Genomic DNA, 22,615 nt, shown 5'->3' with positions numbered 1-22,615 from the left:
AGATTAGTTGAGTTTTTTACGCTTTAATGAAAATAAGGTCAGCTGCCAGAATACAGCAGTTATACTCAGGAAATAGATTACATCTTTAGTATTGATTACGCCGCGGTTGATCGAATTGTAATGTGCATCCATGCCCACCAGCTGAATATAATAATCTGCACCGCCGGAGAATACCGGCAGACGGCTTATGGCTTCAAATCCACTATAGAGCAGCCAGCACAGAATCAGTGCCAGCAGGAAACCCACGATCTGGTTATCTGTAAGTGTAGAACAGAATATACCTATAGAAACAAATGAGGCAATCAGCAGTAATAAACCGATATAAGCTCCGGTAATTGCGCCGAAATCCAGCGTAGCATTTTCGATAGCTAACCAGTTAATCGCAAATACATAGATCAGCGTTGGAATCAGGGCAATAACCACAAGGGTAAACGATGCCCAGAACTTACCACCCACAATCTGGTGTAAGGTTAGCGGCTTGGTCGAAAGCCATTCAATAGTGCCCCCTTTAAATTCATCTGCAAACGAGCGCATGGTTATGGCCGGTATCAGGAATAACATTAACCAGGGTGTAATAGTAAAGAATTGCTCCATACTGGCATAGCCGTAATCCAGGAAATTGCTGTCGGGTAGCACCCATAAAAATAAACCCAGCACCACCAGGAATACCAGTAAGACCACATAACCCACCACGGAGCTGAGAAAAGAGCTCAGCTCTTTAAAATAAATACTTTTCATGCATTGAATATCTGTCACAAAAATATAAAAACAAAAGGGGATTACCATCCGGTAATCCCCATAGTTTCATTGATATGTATTTTTTTAGAATCTGAAACCGATATGGAAGCTGAATTGTCCCATTACATTCAGACCGTGATTGTACATTACGTTATTGGTAACATCCTTCTCCTGATCGATGTAGGCAGGTCCCACACCCAGTTCCAGCCCGATGTTTACTTTCGGAGACAGGTTAAATTGGAGGTAGTTGTTCACCATAATACCTGCTTGCAGCGTATTGGCATTTACATACTGATAGCTTTGGTTTATATCATATCGATAGCCATTGTTTGTGCCGAACGACGTAAAAACAGAAGCACCCAGTGCATAAGTTACCTTGCGCTGACCGCCCGGATAGAATTTAATACCAGGGTTGAACATGAAAGTAGTGTTCATGTCGTTGTTATAGTCGCCATTATTATTAAAGCCCAGGGAGAACGGTATATTCAATCCTATTTTGCCATCTTTATCCAGGATACGCTCATAAGACGCTCCCAGACCCACGCCTCCGTTAAAAGCGGTAAGCGGCATAATGCGGATAATATTAGGACCATAACTGTTTTGCTGAGCAGTAGCTGCCCCGGTTGCCATAACCAGTACGAGCAGTGCTGTAAGTAATTTCTTGAACATTGTTTTTAGTATTTATAATTAAATTAGAAACGGAAACCCATATGGAAGCCGAACTGTGCGCTAAAACCGATACCCTCATTATTAGTGTAATTAGCGGTTTTGTACTGATTGATGTAGCTTGGGCCTACACCTAACTCCAGGCCCAGGTTAAATTTCGGCGTAATGTTGAAGTGAACATAGTTATTAATCATGATGCCGGCTTTAAGATAATCTGCTTTATCTGCAGGACCGCCATAATAATAATCGTCTTCACCCATCATAGTAAATAAAGATGCACCCAGGGCATAAGTTACTCTTCTCTGCCCGGCAGGATAGAATTTAACACCAGGGTTCAAGAACATGGAATAATTGGTATTGTTGTTATAGCCAGGTCCGTTGTAATAACCGCTGTTCGTATTTATGCCTAAGTATATAGGGATATTGACGCTTATTTTACCATCCTTGTCCAGGATGCGCTCATAGGCAAAACCAATGCCTACAGAATTATCAAAAACCGTTACTGGCGTGAAGCGTACAATATTCGGGCCATACAGTGGTCTGGCAGAGGCTTGTTGCACAGGTGGTCTGGCAGACAGGGAGGTGGTGCTACATAAGGCAACAGCACTCAATAGTGTAAGGGCGATTTTTTTAGACATAGATAGCTCGTTTAACGGTGAAAAAATACTTAAATCTGGAATATGCAATTATAGCTCTTTTTGTATAGACGTAAAAAACAAGGTACGTCTTAGGGCAAAGATAGAAATAATGATACGGATCAGAAACGAAAGCCTACCTGGAAACCTAATTTAATAAAAGAAGCAGTCTCCAGTGATTGTTCCTGCTGGAAGGCAACTCTGCGTTTATTAATCGGGCTGATACCGATGGCCAGCTCCATCCCAATATTGAATAAAGGCGTGCAATTGAAATGAAGATAATTGTTGATCATCATTCCGAACTTCCTGTAGGTAGCGATCTCTGTACGACCCATACCCATGTACGTGCTGGCATCGCCATAGGCGGCAAAAACAGACGGTCCCAGCGCATAGTTCAGTCTTGTCTGGCCAAAAGGGTAAAATTTTACACCAGGGTTCCATAGGTATGAATAGTTATTAATAATAATGCCATTAGATCCGAATTCATCTGTTTGTACATTCAGTCCGTAATAGAATGGTATGCAGATTCCGATGCGTTGTTGCCTGCCCAGGATATACTCATAAGACATACCTATGGACCAGTGTCCGTTGTATTCATTAAACGTCTGACCAAATCCTGATAGCGGTGTCAGGCGTATAATATTGGAGCCGTAACTGGTTTGCTGTGCTGTCGCAGATGTAGAGAGAACGCAGAGCAGGATTGATAAGATCTTACTATTCATGTCGCTGATTTTTGCAAAGATCAAAAAATGAAATCCGATATGAAATACTACATAGTTGTAAAGGTCAATTCATGTATATTGTATTTATTTCCTAAATATAAGACGTAAAAAAAGCAAAATCCAGTATAGTACAGGGAAAAATATTTTTCTGCTGTACTATACTGGACTGAACATCCAGCTGTTTTGCTGATTTAATATGCGCCCAGGCAGCGCTTATACATGGCTACCGTATTCTGTAAGCCCAGATACAAAGCATCGCTCACCAGTGCATGGCCGATTGATACTTCCAGCAGGCCGGGAATATGCTGTGCAAAATAAGTAAGGTTATGCAGGTCCAGGTCATGGCCGGCATTCAGGCCCAGTGATACTTCCTGCGCGGCTTTTGCAGCAGCTATATAAGCTGCTATGGCCGATTCTTTATCTTTAGGAAAATAGGCTGCATAAGCCTCTGTATACAGTTCTATACGATCTGTACCACAATCTTTTGCCGCCTTTACCATATCCACCACCGGGTCTACAAATACCGATACGCGGATGCCTTGCTGCTTAAATACCGGTATGATCTCCTGTAAAAAAGCCTGTTCCTTAATAGTATCCCAGCCGTGATTTGAGGTAAGCTGGTTAGTCGCATCTGGCACTAGGGTTACCTGTGCCGGTTTATTGTCCAGTACCAGCTGCACAAATTTATCTTCCTTAGGATTGCCTTCAATGTTAAACTCCGTGCTGATCGCCTGCTTCAACTCATACACATCTGCATAGCGGATATGACGCTCATCCGGGCGCGGATGTACTGTAATGCCATCTGCTCCAAAACGCTCACAATCCAGGGCTACCTGCAACAGGTTAGGATTACTGCCACCTCGGCTGTTACGCAGGGTGGCAATTTTATTTACGTTTACCGATAATTTGGTCTGGTTCATAGTCTAGAAGAAGTTGGTCATGTATGGGTAACGGATGCTGTACAGTTCTTTTACCTTGTGTAATAAAGTCTCCCGAAGGCGTTCGATATTAGACAGTTCTGTAGCAGAAATAAACAAAGCATTACCATGCGTCAGGTTATCCCAGCGGCGGTACAATTGTTTCAGCAAGTCCTCTTTTACCTCTTCTGTCAGGAATTCATCAAAGGTTTCTCTGATGTACTGGTCCATTTTATTAAAGATCAGTACGATCGGTTTATCAAATGCACCAATTTCCTGCAGGGTTTTGTCCACAACACCAATCTGGTCTTCATATTTAGGATGTGATACATCCACCACATGTAACAGGATATCCGCCTCTCTAACCTCATCCAGTGTAGATTTAAAACTTTCTACCAGATGGTGCGGCAGCTTACGGATAAATCCAACCGTATCGCTCAGCAGGAAAGGAGTCTGTTCAAACACCACCTTACGGGTAGTGGTTTCCAGTGTGGCAAACAGTTTATTTTCGGCAAATACATCCGATTTGCTCAATACCGTCATCAGCGTACTCTTACCCACATTAGTATATCCAACCAGCGCTACGCGGATAAAGGTTCCTCTTTGCTGGCGCTGGGTCTGAGATTGTTTGTCAATCTCCTGAAGGCGTTTGCGCAGTAAGTTGATCTTATCCTTTACCAGACGGCGGTCAGTCTCGATCTCCGTTTCACCGGGACCACGGGAACCGATACCCCCTCCCTGGCGTTCCAGGTGACTCCACATCCCTCTCAGGCGTGGCAGGATGTATTGGTACTGCGCCAGTTCCACCTGTGTTTTGGCCTGTGCCGTTTTGGCTCTGCGGGCAAAAATATCCAGGATCAGATCCGAGCGGTCAATTACCTTAACCCCTACTTCTTTCTGTACATTACTGATTTGTGAGCCGGTCAGTTCATCATCGAATATAACCAGGCCGATATTTTTCATTTTTACATAAGCCGCAACTTCTTCCAGCTTACCTTTCCCGATAAACGTGCGGCTATCAGGGTGTGGCAATTTCTGTACAAATTTCCTCATGGTCTTTGCACCGGCAGTCTCTGCCAGGAAAGCCAGCTCATCCAGGTATTCCATTACCTGTCGCTCATTCTGATCCTTTTGGATCAATCCCACCAGTACAGCGTCCACTTCCTGGTCCAGGATATTCTTATTCTCTATCAAATCCTAATCGTTTTTAATATATAGCAAAATTAGCGCTTATTCCCTAAGCGCTCAAAAAAACTCTTTATTGTGTATTATGAGAGGTGTTGTGCAGATCTGTATTCTCTGCGTACGATGGCCAGTATCACCACAGCAGTCACACATATGGTGCTGAGCATAGCCGTTATGGGTCTGACAAAAGGGATCAAACCTTCATACAGACCATAGACCAGCAGCCCATAAAAGAGAAACTTCATCAGCAAATTGGTTATTGGTACAATCCTGTGTATGGGTTGTTGTAAAATGCGGGTCATTTTATATAGGTAAAAACCGGCTTGTATGTAAGTGCCCAATACAAAGCTTAGCGCAATACCTGGAAGGCCCATAAAGAGGTATAAAGGATAGACCAGTGCCAGTGTAGCACCTATATCCAGCAGTACACCTGTATTAATAATATCTCCCCGTTCATGTTTCTGGAAAATAATCGTGTAATTGAACATCCTCAACGGAATGACGAAAAGTGAAGCCAGGAATATGGGGATCGACGGAATGTATTTATTCGAAAAATAAGTGACGATAAACTCATACCTGAAAAACACAAAAAAGAAAAAAATCGGGAAGGCAAAGTTGGACAATATCCTGGCCAGGTTGCGCATAATGCTTGTTTGCATTACGGTATCTCCTTTATCATATTTCGAAAACTGCATCAGTGAAGCACTCGATACTGCTGAGAAAATAATGGGTAATAGAGGGATGGGCGTAGACCCGTTATTATAAATAGCAGCTGTAGACTCGTTCAGCAAAATAGAAACCACAAACTTATCTATATAGACCATCAGTATCTGCGTCATGTCGAATAGGTACAGGTGCAGCCATAATTTCTGGTAATTAGTTTCGGCAGGCACCTCTTCTGCTTGTGGTGCAGCATTACGCTCGTACAGGAAAAACCCACTGACCAGCAACTTTACGGCAAACAGGATGCAGAGGCTGCTGAATAAACTGGCAGCATCAAATGAGGGAGCGTGCAGCTGGCGGTAATGTAACCATAGAAAGGCAAGCAGGTACAATAAATTAATCCAGAATATCTGCCGGAATTTCCGGAATATGATCAATGCAGATTCTGTGATGATACACAGTGTATTCAACAGCATAAATGCTATTGATATAAGGGCAGGATATCCCGATCGGGCCTGCACACCGGCAAAGGCGATGCTGGCTACCAGCATAAATAAGGCCAGTGCAATATATTGACCTCTTTTGATCCGCCGCAAGAGCAGGATCAGTTTGTCTTTGGAATAAGTAAAGATAAAAGCCGCAATACCCAGCCCTGCAAAAGCATTAAAGGCGTAGAAGCGGTTCCAGTAATTGGTATAGCGCCCGTAATCTGTAGTAGACAGGCTGTGCGAGAAAGCATAAGCGATCATTATCATCGCCAGGGTGCTGAGCAGCCTTATGGAAAAGATGATAAAGGAATCTTTGTAAATGATCTTATTTAGGGTTTTCTCTTGCAAATGCTAAACACTTTTCTTTGTCGAGGGACTTGATTATACGGGCAGGATTACCCGCAATGACACAATAGCCTTCAGTAAAACTTTTGGTGACAACAGCTCCTGCACCTACGATTGTAAATTCGCCAAGTTGTACACCAGGCAATACAACAACCTGACTGCCGATCCAGCTGTATGCACCTATCCTGATCGGCTCTGCCGGTATAGAAACACTATTATCAACAGCATCATGGTTGGCAGAGATCAGACTTACATTCGGCCCCAGATTGGTATAGCTGCCTATTTCTATACCATTGGCCGCATTGATATAATTATTCGGAGAGTCTCCTGGATAAGTATCCTTACCCACCGTAATGCGCTCTCCGTTATGAATAGTACTGGTAAAGTGCACCGGCCATCGGGCCGAAGCATTCTGCCGGAGCACCTTACGAAATACAAAATCGGTAAGATAAAAGCTGAAGGGCGTACCCTCACGCCAGCCGAAAAGTTTACGGATCAGCCGTTTCATACCGGGTTTATTTTTTCAATAAAGAAATACCTACACAATTGCCTGCTTTGGTTTGCTGTGAAAATACAAGCATATATACGCCGTTTGAATGAGCTGTAAACTGTTTGCTCACAACCGTCATCTGGTCATTACCTACGGTTTTACCCTTTTCCTTCACTACCTCTTTTATCTGTTCATCCACCACAGTTACCTGATATTTGGATGCATGTGCGCCCACAACATAGTTGATCTGGTAAGTCTCACCCTGTTTTACTTCGAACTTAAACGGAACCATCGCTTTGCTCGGAACATTTTCGGAACTGAAGTACATCAGCTTGTATTGTTTGCTTTCCCATTCTTTATCGATAGAAACCAGTTTGCCATGCACTTTGGCATCGGAGCAGGCCGGTTGTTTTGGGGCCGCAGACTGCTGTGCCACGGCGGCAACGGTACCAAAGCAAATCATCATCAGGAGGCTCAATATTTTTTGCATAGTAATTTTCATTTTTAATACAGCGAAAATACTGAAATTTGCCATACAGATTCACATAATCCATGGGCGGTATATATATTCACATTCCTTTTTGTAAGCAAGCCTGCAACTATTGCAACTTCCACTTTTCTACTTCACTGAAATATAAAGAAGACGTGGTGAGCGCAATCTGCCGGGAACTGGTGCTGCGCAAGGACTACCTGGCCGGTGCAGCTGTAGAAACGGTATATTTTGGTGGTGGCACACCATCCCTTCTTTCAGAAAAGGAATTAGCGCTGATATGGGAAACAATTTACCGGAATTATACCCTTGACCTTAAGGAATGTACGCTGGAGGCTAATCCGGACGATGTGAATGATACCTTTTTGTCCGGCTTACGGCATACTCCTATCAATAGACTGAGTATGGGCGTTCAGTCCTTCGAAGAGTCCGATCTGCGTTTTATGCAGAGAGCCCATACGGCCGGAGAAGCAGAATCTGCCATCAAAAGGGCACAGGATGCAGGGTACAGCAATCTAACGATTGACCTTATTTATGGTACACCGGGCCTAAGCAATGCCCTCTGGATGGAGAATATGCAGAAAGCCGTACGTTTTGGTATACCACATGTATCGGCCTACGCATTGACAGTAGAGGAGCATACTTTGCTGGCGCACCAGGTAGGCAAAGGAAAAGTGCCTGCACCAATGACAGAACAGGCGGCACAACAGTTTGAGCTGATGACGGCATTTCTTACCGCTGCCGGATTTGACCATTATGAAATTTCCAATTTCGCTTTACCCGGGCAGTATGCAGTACATAATACCAATTACTGGAAGGGCGTGTCATATCTTGGAATAGGTCCGTCTGCCCACTCTTTCGACCAGGTAAGCCGTCAGTGGAATGTAGCCAATAATGCCCTGTATATAAAAGGCATTGAAGCAGGGATCATGAATGTAGAACGGGAAGTATTGTCTGTAGCCGATCAGCTCAATGAGTATATCTTAACCGCATTACGCACCATGTGGGGTATAGACCGGCAGTATGTAACCAAACGTTTTGGTACAGATTATCTGAAAGATCTGGAAGAGAAAATAGAACCCTTCCTGGGTGATCGTGTGCAGCAAAAAGGCGAACAGTATATCCTGACTGCTGCCGGAAAACTGTTCGCCGATGGCATTGCTGCCGATTTATTTTTTGATTAAGTACTTTATCGTATCAGGGTAGTATCCAGGCCTTCCGGTGTACCTACTTCCAGTTGTACGCTGGAGTCTGCGGGAGCAGCGGCCGGAGCCTCTGTTTTCTTATCTACTACAGGGCTGTCCATTTTATTCCATTCTACCTGCCATTTACCATCAACTTTTATGAGGTTGATCTTCTGTTCGATATCACTGTCTGAGGTCGTATAATAGTACGTCGCACGATCGCCTTTCTCCTCGCCTTTACCCATCACTACCAGGATGTTTTTAGCCTCCTGTGCAGATGCATCCGGAAGATTACCGGCAAACTGGCTGATGGTTTCCAGTTGTGTACGGCTGGTTGCTGTAGCCAGAGACATAGCCGTTTTGTAGTCGCGGTGATGAAAAGCATTGGCAAAGCGTTCTGCTACATCTTTAGAAGAATCTTTTCTGCAGCCACCCAGAAACAGGAAGAGACTACATAATAAACCCAGAATATATTTGTTCATAATAATGCGTAATTGTCAGCAAAGGTAATAAAATTGCCTTTATTTCACCTGCAGGTAATGTACTGCGCTTACCAGCGTGCTACGAATGATATTATCTACCGCCCAGTATTGCCTGCCCAGCGTATCTGTAGGCTGCAGGTGGGCTTCCGGAATACTCCACTGTATGGACTTTGCCACCATTTCAGTGCAATACATGCGATCATCACTCTTCAGGTCAAATTGCATATCGAAGGGAATCTGCAGGCGATATAAACTATCTGTAGTATGTAAGAGCTTTGCACGTTCTTGCCGGCTTATATGCAGGTGGGCATAGCCGATGGCAAGGTTATCTTCAGGATTCCAGTAATGCATGAGCGGCTCTTTTTTAATAGCCTGGTCAGGAGCAGACTCGCTGCCTATACTATGGTATACCCACCAGGCACCCGATTCGGAAAATACAATACCACAATGTGAAAACCGTTTATCCTTAAGGTTGAGTTGCCGCAGCATATTGCTGGTCACATCATTGCCCGCACGCAATACAATGTCTCCCTCTTCCAGGCCGGAAAGCAGCGCAGACAAGGAATCTGCAGGAATGTAATTGGGCTTATGCGCACGTCCATTACTTTTTTGACCACAGCTGTGCAACAGCAGGGTCAGGCAAATTAATAAACAGAAACATACTCCTTTTCGGATCATGCTGCAAAACTAGTAAGTTATTGTTGAAATCGGCAACGGGCTGATTTGTAGAAAAATGACGTTCTTTGTGTTTGAAAATAAACAGCAGATATGTCTTTAGGCCGATTACACCTCATACCCGTACCCCTTGCAGAACAAGCAACAGATACCATACCGGAAGCAGTAAAGCAGCAGGCATGTCGCCTGAAATACTATTTTGTAGAACAGGTACGCACCGCGAGAAGGTGGCTTAAGGCATATGATAAAGAGGTGGTGATTGATGAGATCACTTTTGCAGAAGTAAACAAGCAACATACCACAGACAAGGCATTACTGCGTCAATGGCTTAAAGCGGGTTATGATGTAGGTGTGATGAGCGAGGCCGGATGCCCTGCTGTGGCCGATCCCGGTAGTGAGCTCGTAGCCTGTGCGCAGGAATTAGGTGCAGTAGTCATTCCCTATACAGGGCCAAGTTCTATTTTACTGGCATTGATGGGTTCTGGTTTTAATGGGCAGGGATTCCGCTTCCTGGGTTACTTACCGGTCAAGGAGCCCATGCGTGGTAAAGCATTAAAAGAGCTGGAGCAGATCGCCCAGCAAAAACAGGAAACACAGATCTTTATTGAAACTCCGTATCGTAATAACCAGTTACTGGAAGAGGCCCTGAAAGCCCTGCATCCGCAAAAAACGAAATTATGTATTGCGGTAGACATCACGGCAGAGACGGCTTCTGTAAAAACACTCACGATAGGTGAATGGAGCAAACAAAAACCGGATCTGCATAAGCGTCCTACAATCTTTCTCGTTCATCCTGCTTAATCGTAGGTAATCGTTACATCGCCGTTTATCGGAAATCCCATACAGGTAAGCGTGAGCCCGTTTTCCAGGTCTTTATGGGTCAGTACTTCATTATACTGAATCCATACTTCACCTTTTACAATTCGGGCAGTGCAGGTACCGCATTGTCCGGAGCGGCAGCTATGCGGGAGGTGCAGACCGGCATTTAAACCGGCATCCAGTATGCTATCCGGATACTGTACGGTTACGGTCGTGTCGGTATCTTTAAAGTGAATATGCACCATATGGGCTTCTTTATCTTCTGGAGCAATGATCATCTCTTCGCTCATTGTTTCAAAGTACTCCATAAAGAACTGAGCCGGTACCATACCCTCTGTAAATAAAGTAATCTTCACTGTATCCATATATTCTATTGGTCCGCAGGTATAGGCCAGTATATGGGGCCAGTCGGCTTTTTTATGCCGGGCAATCAGTTCCTGCAACCAGAAGCCGCTCAGCCTTGCCTTAAGCAGGTTTTTATTATTGCTGAAAATAAATTCGATCTCCAGTCGTTCCGGAAACTGTTGTTGCAGCTCCTGCAGGGTATGGTAGAAGATAGTCTGTTGCGGACTGCTGTTGCTGTAGGACAGGAAAATATGGATGTGCGGCTGATGCAGCAGTATTGATTTGATCAAAGAAAAGACAGGCGTGATGCCGCTTCCGGCAGCAAATAAGAGTACCTGTTGTACCTCAGAAAGATCATCCGGTAAAACAAACTTTCCGGCGATGTTGATGACGTTGAGCTCATCACCCTCTTTGTAATGATCATAAAACAGGCGGGAAATATTGCCATTCTCCATTGCCTTAACGGTAAATGCCATTCCTTCCTCCGGAATAGAAGAAAAAGAATAAGAGCGGTACTCCGTATTGTTTTTAGCCGGAAATGCCAGGTGTAAGAACTGGCCCGGCTTATAGACCGGCTGCTGTCCCCCCACAGGCTTGATAAAAAAAGTTTTGGCCTGATTGGTCTCTGTCTGTACGCGTTCAATAATGAAGTTGCGGCTATCTCCCATTCGTCTGTACTTTGTGCAATTGTAAAATTACTGATTCTTCTTTAACTGTTTCTGTCCGGCTGCCTTATCATTATAATTTGTCTGATACAACACTTACATTTGCAACAGATTAAGAAATAATATGAAAAAATTACTATGCTTATGTTTAGGCCTGCTGGCCGCAACGGCTCATGCACAGTCTGACAGTGCCATTGTAAAAAAGATCAGTGATGAGATTTTATTGCGTGGTGAGGCCTATGAAAACTTAAGGGTCTTGTGTAAAACTATAGGACATAGACTGAGCGGCAGCCCGCAGCAGGACAAGGCTATTGCTTGGGGCCAGGCATTGCTGGAGCGTTCCGGTGCTGATAAGGTCTGGCTGCAGCCGGTAACGGTACCCAAATGGATACGGGGCGAAGAATCGCTGAAAGTAAAGTATGAAGGTAAGTGGCAAACGATTCCTATGCTGTCCCTGGGTAATTCTGAAGGTACAGAAGGTAAGGTCTTAACTGCCGAGATCGTTTGCTTCAATAATATGGAAGAGCTGAATGCTGCACCGGAAGCTAAGGTGAAAGGAAAGATCGTGTTTATGAACTATGCCTTCCGCCAGGAATTTGTAAAAACCTTTGACGGATATTCCGATATTGCTTCGTATCGTTTTAACGGGGCCAATGTTGCTTCACGTAAAGGTGCTGCCGGTTTAATTATACGATCATTGTCGACCGGCCTGGAAGATGTGCCGCATACCGGTTCTATGAGATATGATGATGATGTGCGCAAGATACCTGCTATTGCGATTGGAAACAGCACCGCAGATGCACTGGCTAAATGGTGTAAGGCGGGTAAGGCAGAAGCAGCATTACAATCAACCTGTGGCATGAAAGGTACTGCCCTGTCTTATAACGTGATTGGTGAATTGCAGGGTCAGAAAGAGGGCTTTATTGTTGTGGGTGGTCACCTTGATTCATGGGATGTAGGCGAGGGGGCACAGGACGATGGTGCCGGTTGTGTGCAGTCGATAGAAGTGCTACGTACATTTAAACAACTGGGCCTGCAGCCAAAGCATACCATTCGTGTGGTATTATATGCCAATGAAGAAAACGGTGCCCGTGGTGGGGTAACCTATGCTGATAGCGCTAAAGCCCGTAAGGAGAAACATGTTTTTGCATTAGAGAGTGATGAGGGTGGTTATACACCACGCGGATTCAGTCTGAAGGTATCTGCTGCTGATCGCGATAAGATCCGTAACTGGAAATCGATTTTTATGCCATTAGGTGTATATGATTTTGAAGAAGAAGGCGGTGGTGTAGACATTGGGCCTTTAGGAAAAACCGGTTGCCGCCTGGCTGGATTACAGCCTGATTCGCAACGTTATTTCGATATGCACCACAGCCGCAGAGATGTGTTTGAGGATGTCAATAAAAGAGAGTTGCATCTCGGTGCTGTAGCCATGACCAGCTTTATCTACATGGCAGATCAGTACTTCGATTAGATGTCAATTATTATAAAAAGGAATGGGTTGCAGCATATGCTGCAACCCATTCCTTTTTGCTTTTGAGAAATTATTTCTTACCGAACATTCCTTTCAGCATATCCAGGGGACTTCCTCCCAGCATGCTGGCAATAGAACCCATATCAAATTTGCCGGCAATCATATCATCCACTTTATCCTGAAACATCGGCGGTACTTTTGATTTTACAAAAGCGACCATAACCTCAGTTGCTTTGGCAGCCTGCTCTTCAGTCAGGTTAGCTTTCTCCACTAATTCTTTTATTAATTGTTCCATTACTTATATTTTTAAGATTGTTTTTTACTACGAATGATTTTATAAACACGTATCGCACTCATCAGTGCTACTACAAATACGATAAGACCAATAAGGCCATAGATCCAGCTCATGCTATCCTTTACCGATACCAGGAATACGATCACGACCAGGAAAATAGTCGCCACTTCATTCCATATCCTTAACTGCATAGAGCTGTGCTTATATATACCCTGCATCTGCTGTTTAAAAATACCATGCAGAAAGAAGAAATAGATGTAGAGTGCTAGGACGAAGCCCAGCTTAACCCAGAGCCATGAAGGCACCGAACTGAAGTAGCCGAAACGATACATTGTTAAGGGACCGAAAATGGCCGTCAGTACTGCAGAGGGAATGGTAATGCCGCGCCACAGACGCTTCATCATGACCTGAAACTGCTGGGTCAATACAGCTTTGCTTTCTGCGGAAAGATCATCTCTGCCCTGTGCCTCGGTATTGTAGATAAACAGGCGTGGCATGTAAAATATGCCCGCAAACCAGGTAACTACAAAGATGATATGTAAAGCCTTTATATAAAGCATAAAATGCGGACTCTTTAAGAGTAAAATGTTTTTTCGAATGATGCATACTCACCCTGTCCCAGGATATTGCGGCGTATAAAGGCGATGATGAAACCACTGCCATAGCCTACGAGTTGCATCCAGCTCACACCCATAGCCAGCCATCCTATACGTACACTTTTGGTACTGCGTGTGGCATCCAGGAATACGATCACAAAAAACAATACTAAAGGCAGTAACAAATAGGGGCACCATATGGCACCGATAAGACAGGCCAGAAATCCGAGGGTAAATATAGCCGGTAAGGTATGTACCAGTTTCAGCGTACCCGGATGTCTTTTCTGCAGGTTGATGCGGGCAATGCCGGAGTTGTGTACCTGTTTGAAAAACTGTTTGAAGGTGCTGCGTCTTTTATGGTATACAAATGCTTCCCTGATCAGTCTTGTTTTGAATCCATTGGACAGGATACGGATACTCATATCAATATCTTCGCCAAAACGGATTTTAGCAAAGCCCCCGGTACGCTCGAATACTTCTTTGGAGTAACCCATATTAAAGCTCCTGGGAAAAAATTTATCCATTTTCTCCCCGCCACCACGAATGCCACCTGTTGTAATAATAGATGTCATGGAGTAATTGATGGCTTTCTGAAAATCTGTAAAATCTTCATGGGCCGCATCCGGACCGCCAAATGCATCTACATACTGATTGTTTAAAGAATCCAGCACAGCCTTGATATAGTCTGGTGGAATGACGCAATCAGAATCCAGGAATACGAGGTAATTACCTTTTGCTCTCTCCGCTCCATAGTTACGGCTCTGACCCGGGCCGGAGTTAGGCTTATTGTAATAGCTGACATCCAGCACAGGGGCATACTTGGCCACCACGTCATTACAAGGCACAGAAGAGCCATCTTCCACAATAAGCACTTCGAAATGCTTATTGCTCTGATGGCTCAGGCTGTTTAATAATTCTTCTACCTCTTGAGGCCTGTTGTATACAGGTACAATTAAGGATAAGGATATGTCCATTTATTAATGTCTTTTTAGGCCGGTACCTTAGAACGCTGCGTTCTTAGGTGTACGCGGGAAAGGAATTACGTCACGGATGTTGGTCATACCGGTGATGAACAATACCATACGCTCGAAGCCCAGTCCGAAACCGGCATGCGGTGCCGTACCAAAGCGGCGGCTGTCCAGGTACCAGTACATTTCTTCGGTAGGGATGTCCATCTCTTCCATGCGTTTTTCCAACAGTTCCAGGCGCTCTTCACGCTGAGACCCGCCGACGATTTCGCCAATACCAGGTGCCAGGATATCCATAGCAGCAACGGTTTTGCCATCATCATTCTGGCGCATATAGAAGGCCTTGATATCTTTAGGGTAATCGGTAACAATAACCGGTTTTTTAAAGTGTTTTTCTACCAGGAAGCGCTCATGCTCACTCTGCAGGTCTATACCCCAGGAAACATCATATTTGAATTGCTTCTTCTGGTATGGTTTTGATTGCAGCAGGATGTCGATTGCCTCTGTATACGTAATGCGCTCAAATTGATTATTGATGACGAAGTTCAGCTTCTCCAGCAGGCTCATTTCACTGCGCTCATTTGCCGGTTTCTGCTTTTCTTCATTTGCCAGTCTTTCTTCCAGGAACTGCAGATCATCCATATTGTGCTCCAGCACATATCTGATGATATATTGAATGAATTCCTCAGCCAGGTTCATATTATCCTTCAGGTCATTGAACGCAACCTCAGGTTCTACCATCCAGAACTCAGCCAGGTGGCGTGTAGTATTAGAGTTTTCTGCACGGAACGTAGGGCCGAAAGTATATACTTCACCGAATGACATCGCTGCCAGTTCCGCTTCCAGCTGACCACTTACGGTCAGGTTGGTGCTTTTACCAAAGAAGTCTTCTGTAAAGTCGATTTCACCATTCTCCAGTCGCGGAGGATTGTCAAACGGCAGTGTTGTTACACGGAACATCTCACCTGCGCCTTCGGCATCAGAAGCCGTTACGATAGGGGTATGCAGGTATACAAAACCTTTATCATTAAAAAATTTATGGATAGCATAAGCAATGCTGTGGCGTACGCGGAACACCGCACCGAATACATTGGTACGGAAACGCAGATGCGCAATTTCTCTCAGGTATTCCAGGCTAGGTCTGTTCTTGGCCTGTAATGGAAACTCTTCCGGATTACAGGTACCTAAAACTTCAAAATTTTCCGCAACGATCTCTACACGCTGTCCTTTACCCTGTGAAGCGATAACCTTACCGTTAATATTCATGGACGCACCGGTCTGAATATTTTTCAGTACGGCTTCATCAGCCTGCTCCGGATTGATCACGATCTGGATATTATGAATAGTAGATCCGTCATTCAGCGCAATAAACTGGTTATTGCGGAAAGAGCGTACCCATCCTTTAATGTTTACCGTATAATCTAATGATTCGCTGTTTAAAATGTCTTTAATTTTCGTTCTCACGATTGCGGAAATTTTATATATAAAATAAATGTGGGGCAAAGGTACACAATACCCCGCTAATTGTTACTTCATCAGTTCTCTGATCGCAACGGAAGCAACAGCGCCGCCAAATGCTGCCGGTACATATGAGATCGTACCGTAGAATGACTTCTTAAAGTTACTGCCATCTGTCATCATCAGTGATTCCTCTATCGGCATTTCATCTGAAAAAACAACCGTAACGCCTTTTCCGTTTACACCGTATTTGCGCATTCTTTTGCGCACTTTCATGGCAAAGGGGCAGTTGTATGTTTTAGACAATTCTGTCACCTTCAGTCGGGTAGGATCTACCTTTCCGCCAGCACCCATAGAACTTACAAACCGGATATTACGGTTATGGGCTATACGCATAAAGGTCGTTTTCGGCGTAAAGCTGTCAATAGCGTCGATCACATAGTCCGGATTAGTATCCAGCAGTTCCTCAACACGCTCAGGAGTAATAAATTCTTTTACAACGATCAGCTCCAGTTCGGGGTTGATCGCCTTCAGGCGTTCCGCCATAATATCGGCTTTCGACACACCATGATTGGTGGCCAGGGCCGGCAGCTGGCGGTTACGATTGGTCGGGTCTACCACATCACCATCAATAATGGTCATCTTGCCCACACCAGCACGGCATATGAATTCAGCAGCATAAGAACCTACACCACCAAGACCTACTACCATAACATGGCTGTTCACCAGCTTATCTAAAGCCTCTTCCCCAATAAGTAAGGTCGTTCTCGACAACCAACTTTTATCCTGCATACCTATAAAATATTTTGATAATTTTTTTCCAGCTGCAAAATAAGCGCATCTAACGGAAAATTGAGCAATTCTGCCGCTCTTTTATATACATCTTCGATAGAAATGTCCGTTTTGTCATCTGTTTCCAGGAAAATGCGCTCCGGTGGCACCTGCTTCAGGATGTCACCATAGCCCTCCCGGAACAGGCTATGTCCGAAGGAAAGATAGTAACCCTTGCTCAGCAGCATTTGTGCCGTTTCTATAGATTTATTAAAACCATGAAAGACCACTGGTACTTTGGCGGCCTGTAGTGCCGCCATACATTCGGCATAGGCCTTTACGCAATGAATAATCAATGGTTTGTTCAGCCGGTTGGCCAGCCCTATCTGCAATTGAAAATACTGCTGTTGCCGCTCCCAGGGAGTGCCGGAGACTTTATCCAGCCCGCATTCTCCAATAGCCATTACATGTGAGTATGTTGCATACTGCTGCAGCACTTCCCAGCCTCGCTCTGCCTGTTCCAGATACCATGGGTGCAGACCCAGACTGCAGGAAGACAGATCCAGGCATTGAGGAAAGTTTTCGTACAGGCTGACGACCTCTTCCTCCAGGGGATGAACAATATGGGTATGAATGTTGCGCATGCAATACAAAATTACTGATTACCCGGCTCAAATTAAAAAACTCATCATAGTGGTTTGATCTGGTACGCTGCGTGTCACGACCTTCGGTACCACAATCCGACGCTCGTGGCTACAAACAAAGCCGGCTTCCTGTGCAGGAAGCCGGCTTTTAATATTCATATCACAATTTAAAATTTCACTTATTTCTTACCGAACATACCCATGATATCGTCCAGCATATTGCCGTCCTTGTTTTTATCCAGGAAGCCGGATACCATGTCTATCAGTCCGCCTTTGGAGCCTTGCCCGCCGCCGGTTAAGCCACCGATCAGGTCACCCAGACCGCCGGAGTTCGATACATTATTCTGTTGTTTCTGTTTGCTCAGGTAGCCCATTACAATAGGTGCCAGCATAGCTACAATCGGTCCGATCTTAGCCAGGCTGATGCCAGAAGACTGTGCCACACCATTGTTCACTTCAGAAACCTGGTTGCCGAAGATATGTCCCAGGATACCATTGCCGTCCTGTTCAGCGGCATCGCTGTTTCCAAAAAATCCCTGGATATTATCCAGTATACTACCGTCATGTTTGTTATCCAATGCCTGGCTCAGTGCAGCGGCACCTTCCGGGGTTTGTGAGTTGCGACCCAGACCACCCAGGATCATAGGAATGGCGGATTGCACTGCAGCGCCTGCCTGTTGCTGATCCAGACCAAATCGTTCAGATACCTGCGATACGATTTGTTGGCCGGTAGCACTGTTTAATAATTCAGAGATGTTCATAATGTACTGTTTTTATGTGTGCACTAATTTACTGCATTTATATCATTCGAACAGCGCTGGAATCATTAATTACAATTAATTAACTAAGCTAGTCTTTATTGTAGCTCAGATCCTTAACCAGTACCTCCGGTAATTGCGGTAACGCATTTCTAGGCATCAGGAAGGAGCTGATCTCTGCAATCTCTTTGAAGATAATATGACTCTCTGCAGCAGATTTCAGGTAAGCGGCACCAGAGCTGCCTCCTGTACCAACACGCTTACCGATTGCACGTTGTACCATATGAATATGACGGTAACGCCACATCGATAATTGCTCATCTATTTCCAGTAAACGATCCAGCAGTTCAAACGGCAGGTGTAGCATAGGATAATCTCTGTACAGCATAATGAACAGTGCATTTTTCATAGCCAGCTGACTCAGGCGGCGACCTTCCGGATAACGCTCTGGCTGGATGAACAGCTGATCAAATACTTCCAGGTTAGCTTGCTCATTAGGAGATAGTCCAGATGCATATTGCGCACGGTAAATATCCCAGAATGTATGCTCAGACCAGTACTTATCCTGGTTGGCAAAAGGCATGCGCTCCAGCCAGCCATTCAGCAATACGATCAGAGATACTTCATGCTCTGCATCTTTTACTCTTTTGATATCACCCTCGTTCAGTTGAGACAGGTAATATTCATGACCGAAACGGTTTACATATTCCAGTCCCAGCAGGGCTTCGATAATTTTAAATTGTATGCTCTGGAAGCCGGAAGCCGGACGCAGCAGGTCTCTGAAATCCAGGAAGTCCAGTGGAGTCATGGTCTCCAGTACAGAGATTTGTGCCACGAGAATCTCCATTATTTTGATCACCCTTTTGAGGCGGGATACGGCATTGAAAATATCGGAAGAGTTGTCCGGTACATTCGGTTGTTTGAAGATCTCTCTTACAATATTGACCTCGTGCAGGATTTGCTTGAACCAGAGTTCATATGCCTGGTGAATGATAATAAACAGCATTTCATCATCTGCCTTTATGCCTTCTTTTGCACTTTCCGGAAACTGTGCATTCAGGATTTTATCCAGTTGCAGATATTCGCTGTAATATACCGGTGGTCTCTGTTTTGTATCCATTTTCTTTATTGTTGTACTTCGTTTTTTACGGTTTGTCGTTTATGTTTTTAACCTAAATATTTTCCTACGATCGGTATTCTGCGACCAATGCCAAAGGATTTGGATGATACCCTGATGATAGGGCAGAATTGGTTGCGCTTATATTCATTCCGGTTGATCATGGTAATAACCCTTTTAACCAATGCAGGATCATAACCCTGACTGGTAATGTTCTGCGGGCTCTGACGGCGTTCTACATACTGGTAGATAATGCTGTCGAGTACCTGGTAGTCCGGCAGACTATCGCTGTCCTTTTGTCCCGGGCGCAGCTCTGCAGAAGGGGCTTTAGTAATGATATGTTCCGGTATGATCTCTTCGTTGCGATTGATGTATCGCGCCAGGGCATATACCTGCATTTTGTATACATCTCCCAGTACCGCCAGTCCGCCGGCCATGTCACCGTATAAGGTGCCGTAACCGGTAGCCAGTTCACTTTTGTTAGAAGTGTTGAGTAATATGTAATTAAATTTATTGGCCAGTGCCATCACCATCGTACCACGGGTACGGGCCTGTATATTTTCCTCTGCTACGTCAAATGGTCTGTCACCAAAAACGGGTTTCAGCGCAGCTTCAAAGGTGTCAAATACCGGCTTGATCGGGATGATGTCATAACGGTTGTTCAGGTTTTCAGACAGCTGTACCGCATCATCTACCGAATGGCCTGTAGAAAATTGCGAAGGCATCAGCAGCGCATGTACCTTATCTGGTCCCAGTGCCTCACAGGCCAGTGCCAGTGTTACTGCACTGTCAATACCACCAGAGCTGGCTACAACAGCCTGGCTAAAGCCCATCTTTTCAAAATACTGGCGTATGCCCATAACCAGGGCACTATGAATGCGATCTATATTCAGTTCACTTTCATAGGTAACCGGGTTCAATGGAGCAGAAGGCAGTGTTTCCGCACTTTGCTGCACCGGCAGCTCCAGGCTGTTGTCTTCTTCATTCCAGATTACAGCATCTAAAGCCTCTTCGAAATAGGGTAATGTTTTGAGGATATTGCCGGAGGCATCCGCAATGATCGATCCGCCGTCAAAGACGATCTCGGTTTGAGAGCCAACCGTATTGCAATAGAGCATTGGCAGCTGGTACTTTTTACAGTTCTCTTTAACCACCCAAAGCCTGTCTTCTGCATGTGTATAATCGAACGGAGAAGCACTGAGGTTGATCATGATATCTGGTTGCTGTTCGATCAGTTTATCCATAGGGGAGAAACGATACATCAGATCAGCTTCCATATCCCATATATCTTCACAAATAGTTACCGCCAGACGCTTGCCTTTGAACGAAACGATATTCCAGTCAAAGGACGGTTCGAAGTAGCGGTATTCATCAAAAATATCATAATTGGGCAGCAAGGTTTTGTTGATCACCTGCTGCACCTTGCCTTCGTAAATAAAGTATGCACTATTGAACAGGTCTTTCCCTTGTGGTACCGGGTTGCGGCTGGGCGCACCTACCAGTACTGCAATATCCCGCGCAGCGGCGCAGATACGGTCAATACTATTTTTGCAGGCATCGATAAAATCTTCGAACTCCAGGAAATCGCGCGGAGGGTAGCCACAGATAGCCAGTTCGGGGAAGACGATAAGCTCACCACCTGCAGCTGCAGCCTGTTCTATGGCTTGCAGTATCCTGGAAGTGTTGTGCTCAAAGTCACCGATAATATAGTTTTGTTGGGCCAGAAATATCTTCATCAGATAAAAAATCAGCTATAAAATTAATGAAAGAAAAGATAGCCTACGAGAATAGCTGTAATTAAACCGATTCCGTCGGCCAGCAAACCGCATAGCAAAGCATAGCGGGTATCTTTTACATTGATACTGCCGAAGTACACGGCGAGTACATAAAATGTGGTCTCAGTTGAGCCTTGTATAATAGAGGCAATCTTTCCGGGGAAAGAGTTTACACCATGTTCCTTAAGTACATCAACCATCAAACCACGGGCACCGCCACCACTTAATGGCTTCATGAAAGCCACCGGAAGTGCCGGTACAAAATCTGTATTTAATCCCATTGCAGCTACTACAAAAGCAATGCCATTCACCAGGTAGTCCATACAGCCAGAGCTGCGGAATACGCTGATCGCGGCCAGCATGGCCACCAGGTACGGGATGATTTTGATGGCCGTAGTAAAGCCTTCTTTGGCCCCCTCGATAAACAGATCGTATACATTGAGTTTTTTGCGCAGACCAGCTATCAGGAACAGCATAATGATCGTAAGGATCACCCCACTACCGATAAGGCCCACATATTTGCTCATCGTCTCAGCAGGAAACTGGCGTAACCATGCGGCCAGCCCGAATATAGCACCGCCAAAGCCCAGGATAAAAATAATGACCGGCCATTTAAAAATATTGATGCGCTGAAAAGCAGATGTGATCAGTATGCCCGCCGTAAAGGCTACAAATGTTGAAATAAGAATAGGTAAGAAAATGTCAGCAGCATTAAAGTTGGCTATATGCTGTTCTATCGCCATCGACTGGCGAATGGCAATGACCGATGAGGGGATCAGGGTAATACCTGCGGTATTCAGCACCAGGAACATGATCTGGGCATCGCTCGCTTTTTCTTTCTGGGGGTTCAGCTCCTGCAAATCATTCATGGCTTTTAACCCGAGCGGAGTCGCGGCATTGTCCAGTCCCAGCATATTGGCCGAGAAGTTCATGGCAATGTTGCCATAGGCCGGATGTCCTTTAGGTACTCCACGGAAAAGGGTTTTGAAAAACGGCTGTACGCCACGGGCAAAAACATTTACCACACCTGCATGCTCACCGATCTTCATAATACCCAGCCAGAGGGCCATCATACCGGTAAGACCGATAGATATTTCGAAGCCGGTCTTGGCACTGTCAAATAAGTTGGTGACCATGGTGGAAAAAATATCCATCTGGCCCAGAAATGCCACCTTATATAATGCAACGATAAAACCGATGAGGAAAAAACCTATCCAGACATAATTTAATACCATACCGAAAAATATGTG

Annotated in this window: 25 protein-coding genes; 3 read left to right on the top strand and 22 right to left on the bottom strand. The window is 44.9% G+C overall.

Annotated features, from left to right (window positions below; genetic code table 11):
• Positions 1-3: 3 nt before the first annotated feature.
• From gldF to FTD44_RS05965, 9 genes are all read right to left on the bottom strand, one after another.
• Entirely contained in the window at positions 4-738 is a 735-nt protein-coding gene (gene gldF, locus FTD44_RS06005; RefSeq protein WP_222165614.1) for a gliding motility-associated ABC transporter permease subunit GldF, read from the bottom strand.
• Positions 739-822: 84 nt separating this feature from the next.
• Positions 823-1,407, bottom strand: coding sequence for a hypothetical protein (locus FTD44_RS06000; RefSeq protein WP_222165613.1), 585 nt, complete (start codon positions 1,405-1,407; stop codon positions 823-825).
• A gap of 23 nt (positions 1,408-1,430) precedes the next feature.
• On the bottom strand, positions 1,431-2,042 hold the full coding sequence (locus FTD44_RS05995; protein WP_222165612.1) for a hypothetical protein: 612 nt from the start codon (positions 2,040-2,042) through the stop codon (positions 1,431-1,433).
• A gap of 119 nt (positions 2,043-2,161) precedes the next feature.
• Positions 2,162-2,761, bottom strand: a complete 600-nt coding sequence (locus FTD44_RS05990; RefSeq protein ID WP_222165611.1) for a hypothetical protein — start codon at positions 2,759-2,761, stop codon at positions 2,162-2,164.
• A 191-nt stretch (positions 2,762-2,952) separates the two neighbouring features.
• A complete protein-coding gene (locus tag FTD44_RS05985) occupies positions 2,953-3,681 on the bottom strand; it encodes a pyridoxine 5'-phosphate synthase (protein WP_222165610.1) in 729 nt (242 codons plus the stop codon).
• Positions 3,682-3,684: 3 nt separating this feature from the next.
• On the bottom strand, positions 3,685-4,872 hold the full coding sequence (gene hflX / locus FTD44_RS05980; RefSeq protein WP_129020144.1) for a GTPase HflX: 1,188 nt from the start codon (positions 4,870-4,872) through the stop codon (positions 3,685-3,687).
• A gap of 74 nt (positions 4,873-4,946) precedes the next feature.
• The gene (locus FTD44_RS05975; protein WP_222165609.1) at positions 4,947-6,362 is read right to left on the bottom strand and encodes a lipopolysaccharide biosynthesis protein; all 1,416 of its coding nucleotides are present in this window, start codon (positions 6,360-6,362) and stop codon (positions 4,947-4,949) included.
• Positions 6,340-6,867, bottom strand: a complete 528-nt coding sequence (locus FTD44_RS05970) for an acyltransferase (RefSeq protein WP_129020142.1) — start codon at positions 6,865-6,867, stop codon at positions 6,340-6,342. The genes FTD44_RS05975 and FTD44_RS05970 overlap by 23 nt, the downstream gene beginning before the upstream one ends.
• 7 nt (positions 6,868-6,874) lie before the next feature.
• Positions 6,875-7,339, bottom strand: a complete 465-nt coding sequence (locus FTD44_RS05965; RefSeq protein WP_222165608.1) for an emp24/gp25L/p24 family protein — start codon at positions 7,337-7,339, stop codon at positions 6,875-6,877.
• A gap of 62 nt (positions 7,340-7,401) precedes the next feature.
• Here FTD44_RS05965 and hemW point away from each other — a divergent pair, with 62 nt between their 5' ends.
• Positions 7,402-8,523 (top strand): radical SAM family heme chaperone HemW, encoded by a 1,122-nt coding sequence (hemW, locus tag FTD44_RS05960; RefSeq protein WP_222165607.1) that lies wholly within the window; start codon positions 7,402-7,404, stop codon positions 8,521-8,523.
• Between the two features lie 5 nt (positions 8,524-8,528).
• Here the strand turns inward: hemW and FTD44_RS05955 are convergent, their stop codons facing one another.
• Both FTD44_RS05955 and FTD44_RS05950 read right to left on the bottom strand, forming a co-directional pair.
• The gene (locus tag FTD44_RS05955; RefSeq protein ID WP_222165606.1) at positions 8,529-9,005 is read right to left on the bottom strand and encodes a nuclear transport factor 2 family protein; all 477 of its coding nucleotides are present in this window, start codon (positions 9,003-9,005) and stop codon (positions 8,529-8,531) included.
• A 39-nt stretch (positions 9,006-9,044) separates the two neighbouring features.
• Positions 9,045-9,683: a YiiX/YebB-like N1pC/P60 family cysteine hydrolase gene (locus FTD44_RS05950; protein ID WP_222165605.1), complete on the bottom strand. Its 639-nt coding sequence runs from the start codon at positions 9,681-9,683 to the stop codon at positions 9,045-9,047.
• 90 nt (positions 9,684-9,773) lie between these two features.
• Here FTD44_RS05950 and FTD44_RS05945 point away from each other — a divergent pair, with 90 nt between their 5' ends.
• Positions 9,774-10,481 carry an SAM-dependent methyltransferase gene (locus FTD44_RS05945; RefSeq protein ID WP_222165604.1) on the top strand — a complete coding sequence of 236 codons (708 nt, stop codon included), beginning with the start codon at positions 9,774-9,776 and terminating at the stop codon, positions 10,479-10,481.
• On the opposite strand, the gene FTD44_RS05940 is transcribed toward FTD44_RS05945, so the two are convergent.
• Complete coding sequence (locus FTD44_RS05940; RefSeq protein ID WP_222165603.1) at positions 10,478-11,512, bottom strand: flavin reductase family protein; 1,035 nt, start codon at positions 11,510-11,512, stop codon at positions 10,478-10,480. The genes FTD44_RS05945 and FTD44_RS05940 overlap by 4 nt on opposite strands.
• A gap of 121 nt (positions 11,513-11,633) precedes the next feature.
• Between FTD44_RS05940 and FTD44_RS05935 the strand changes: the two genes are divergently transcribed.
• Positions 11,634-12,983, top strand: coding sequence for a M20/M25/M40 family metallo-hydrolase (locus FTD44_RS05935; RefSeq protein WP_222165602.1), 1,350 nt, complete (start codon positions 11,634-11,636; stop codon positions 12,981-12,983).
• A 70-nt stretch (positions 12,984-13,053) separates the two neighbouring features.
• Here the strand turns inward: FTD44_RS05935 and FTD44_RS05930 are convergent, their stop codons facing one another.
• From FTD44_RS05930 to FTD44_RS05885, 10 genes are all read right to left on the bottom strand, one after another.
• Positions 13,054-13,278 (bottom strand): hypothetical protein, encoded by a 225-nt coding sequence (locus FTD44_RS05930; RefSeq protein ID WP_222165601.1) that lies wholly within the window; start codon positions 13,276-13,278, stop codon positions 13,054-13,056.
• 11 nt (positions 13,279-13,289) lie between these two features.
• On the bottom strand, positions 13,290-13,838 hold the full coding sequence (locus FTD44_RS05925) for a CopD family protein (RefSeq protein ID WP_222165600.1): 549 nt from the start codon (positions 13,836-13,838) through the stop codon (positions 13,290-13,292).
• A gap of 14 nt (positions 13,839-13,852) precedes the next feature.
• The gene (locus tag FTD44_RS05920) at positions 13,853-14,848 is read right to left on the bottom strand and encodes a glycosyltransferase (RefSeq protein WP_222165599.1); all 996 of its coding nucleotides are present in this window, start codon (positions 14,846-14,848) and stop codon (positions 13,853-13,855) included.
• Between the two features lie 27 nt (positions 14,849-14,875).
• The gene (gene asnS, locus FTD44_RS05915; protein WP_317125590.1) at positions 14,876-16,306 is read right to left on the bottom strand and encodes an asparagine--tRNA ligase; all 1,431 of its coding nucleotides are present in this window, start codon (positions 16,304-16,306) and stop codon (positions 14,876-14,878) included.
• A 63-nt stretch (positions 16,307-16,369) separates the two neighbouring features.
• Positions 16,370-17,092, bottom strand: coding sequence for a tRNA threonylcarbamoyladenosine dehydratase (locus FTD44_RS05910; protein WP_129020132.1), 723 nt, complete (start codon positions 17,090-17,092; stop codon positions 16,370-16,372).
• Positions 17,093-17,094: 2 nt separating this feature from the next.
• A complete protein-coding gene (locus tag FTD44_RS05905) occupies positions 17,095-17,715 on the bottom strand; it encodes a TatD family hydrolase (RefSeq protein ID WP_222165598.1) in 621 nt (206 codons plus the stop codon).
• Between the two features lie 179 nt (positions 17,716-17,894).
• The gene (locus tag FTD44_RS05900; protein ID WP_161971210.1) at positions 17,895-18,476 is read right to left on the bottom strand and encodes a DUF937 domain-containing protein; all 582 of its coding nucleotides are present in this window, start codon (positions 18,474-18,476) and stop codon (positions 17,895-17,897) included.
• 88 nt (positions 18,477-18,564) lie between these two features.
• The gene (locus FTD44_RS05895; RefSeq protein WP_222165597.1) at positions 18,565-19,593 is read right to left on the bottom strand and encodes a tryptophan 2,3-dioxygenase family protein; all 1,029 of its coding nucleotides are present in this window, start codon (positions 19,591-19,593) and stop codon (positions 18,565-18,567) included.
• Positions 19,594-19,640: 47 nt separating this feature from the next.
• Positions 19,641-21,326: an NAD+ synthase gene (locus FTD44_RS05890; RefSeq protein WP_222165596.1), complete on the bottom strand. Its 1,686-nt coding sequence runs from the start codon at positions 21,324-21,326 to the stop codon at positions 19,641-19,643.
• A 23-nt stretch (positions 21,327-21,349) separates the two neighbouring features.
• Positions 21,350-22,600, bottom strand: coding sequence for a nucleoside recognition domain-containing protein (locus tag FTD44_RS05885; RefSeq protein WP_222165595.1), 1,251 nt, complete (start codon positions 22,598-22,600; stop codon positions 21,350-21,352).
• Between the last annotated feature and the right edge of the window lie 15 nt (positions 22,601-22,615).

Origin of the sequence: Edaphocola aurantiacus (genome assembly GCF_019797745.1) — a bacterium.
Taxonomy (GTDB): Bacteria; Bacteroidota; Bacteroidia; order Chitinophagales; family Chitinophagaceae; genus Edaphocola; species Edaphocola aurantiacus.
This window is presented reverse-complemented; position numbering and strand designations above follow the sequence as displayed.

Bases quoted from the DNA above. Each gene is read 5' to 3' on its own strand.
- FTD44_RS05920 (WP_222165599.1), bottom strand. From the start codon at position 14,848: ATGGACATATCCTTATCCTTAATTGTACCTGTATACAACAGGCCTCAA.
- FTD44_RS05990 (WP_222165611.1), bottom strand. From the start codon at position 2,761: ATGAATAGTAAGATCTTATCAATCCTGCTCTGCGTTCTCTCTACATCT.
- FTD44_RS05940 (WP_222165603.1), bottom strand. From the start codon at position 11,512: ATGGGAGATAGCCGCAACTTCATTATTGAACGCGTACAGACAGAGACC.
- FTD44_RS05970 (WP_129020142.1), bottom strand. From the start codon at position 6,867: ATGAAACGGCTGATCCGTAAACTTTTCGGCTGGCGTGAGGGTACGCCC.
- FTD44_RS05900 (WP_161971210.1), bottom strand. From the start codon at position 18,476: ATGAACATCTCTGAATTATTAAACAGTGCTACCGGCCAACAAATCGTA.
- FTD44_RS05925 (WP_222165600.1), bottom strand. From the start codon at position 13,838: ATGCTTTATATAAAGGCTTTACATATCATCTTTGTAGTTACCTGGTTT.
- FTD44_RS05965 (WP_222165608.1), bottom strand. From the start codon at position 7,339: ATGCAAAAAATATTGAGCCTCCTGATGATGATTTGCTTTGGTACCGTT.
- FTD44_RS05930 (WP_222165601.1), bottom strand. From the start codon at position 13,278: ATGGAACAATTAATAAAAGAATTAGTGGAGAAAGCTAACCTGACTGAA.
- FTD44_RS05905 (WP_222165598.1), bottom strand. From the start codon at position 17,715: ATGCGCAACATTCATACCCATATTGTTCATCCCCTGGAGGAAGAGGTC.
- FTD44_RS05885 (WP_222165595.1), bottom strand. From the start codon at position 22,600: ATGGTATTAAATTATGTCTGGATAGGTTTTTTCCTCATCGGTTTTATC.
- FTD44_RS05895 (WP_222165597.1), bottom strand. From the start codon at position 19,593: ATGGATACAAAACAGAGACCACCGGTATATTACAGCGAATATCTGCAA.
- FTD44_RS05890 (WP_222165596.1), bottom strand. From the start codon at position 21,326: ATGAAGATATTTCTGGCCCAACAAAACTATATTATCGGTGACTTTGAG.
- FTD44_RS05945 (WP_222165604.1), top strand. From the start codon at position 9,774: ATGTCTTTAGGCCGATTACACCTCATACCCGTACCCCTTGCAGAACAA.
- hemW (WP_222165607.1), top strand. From the start codon at position 7,402: ATGGGCGGTATATATATTCACATTCCTTTTTGTAAGCAAGCCTGCAAC.
- FTD44_RS05985 (WP_222165610.1), bottom strand. From the start codon at position 3,681: ATGAACCAGACCAAATTATCGGTAAACGTAAATAAAATTGCCACCCTG.
- FTD44_RS05910 (WP_129020132.1), bottom strand. From the start codon at position 17,092: ATGCAGGATAAAAGTTGGTTGTCGAGAACGACCTTACTTATTGGGGAA.
- FTD44_RS06000 (WP_222165613.1), bottom strand. From the start codon at position 1,407: ATGTTCAAGAAATTACTTACAGCACTGCTCGTACTGGTTATGGCAACC.
- FTD44_RS05950 (WP_222165605.1), bottom strand. From the start codon at position 9,683: ATGATCCGAAAAGGAGTATGTTTCTGTTTATTAATTTGCCTGACCCTG.
- FTD44_RS05935 (WP_222165602.1), top strand. From the start codon at position 11,634: ATGAAAAAATTACTATGCTTATGTTTAGGCCTGCTGGCCGCAACGGCT.
- FTD44_RS05955 (WP_222165606.1), bottom strand. From the start codon at position 9,005: ATGAACAAATATATTCTGGGTTTATTATGTAGTCTCTTCCTGTTTCTG.
- FTD44_RS05995 (WP_222165612.1), bottom strand. From the start codon at position 2,042: ATGTCTAAAAAAATCGCCCTTACACTATTGAGTGCTGTTGCCTTATGT.
- gldF (WP_222165614.1), bottom strand. From the start codon at position 738: ATGAAAAGTATTTATTTTAAAGAGCTGAGCTCTTTTCTCAGCTCCGTG.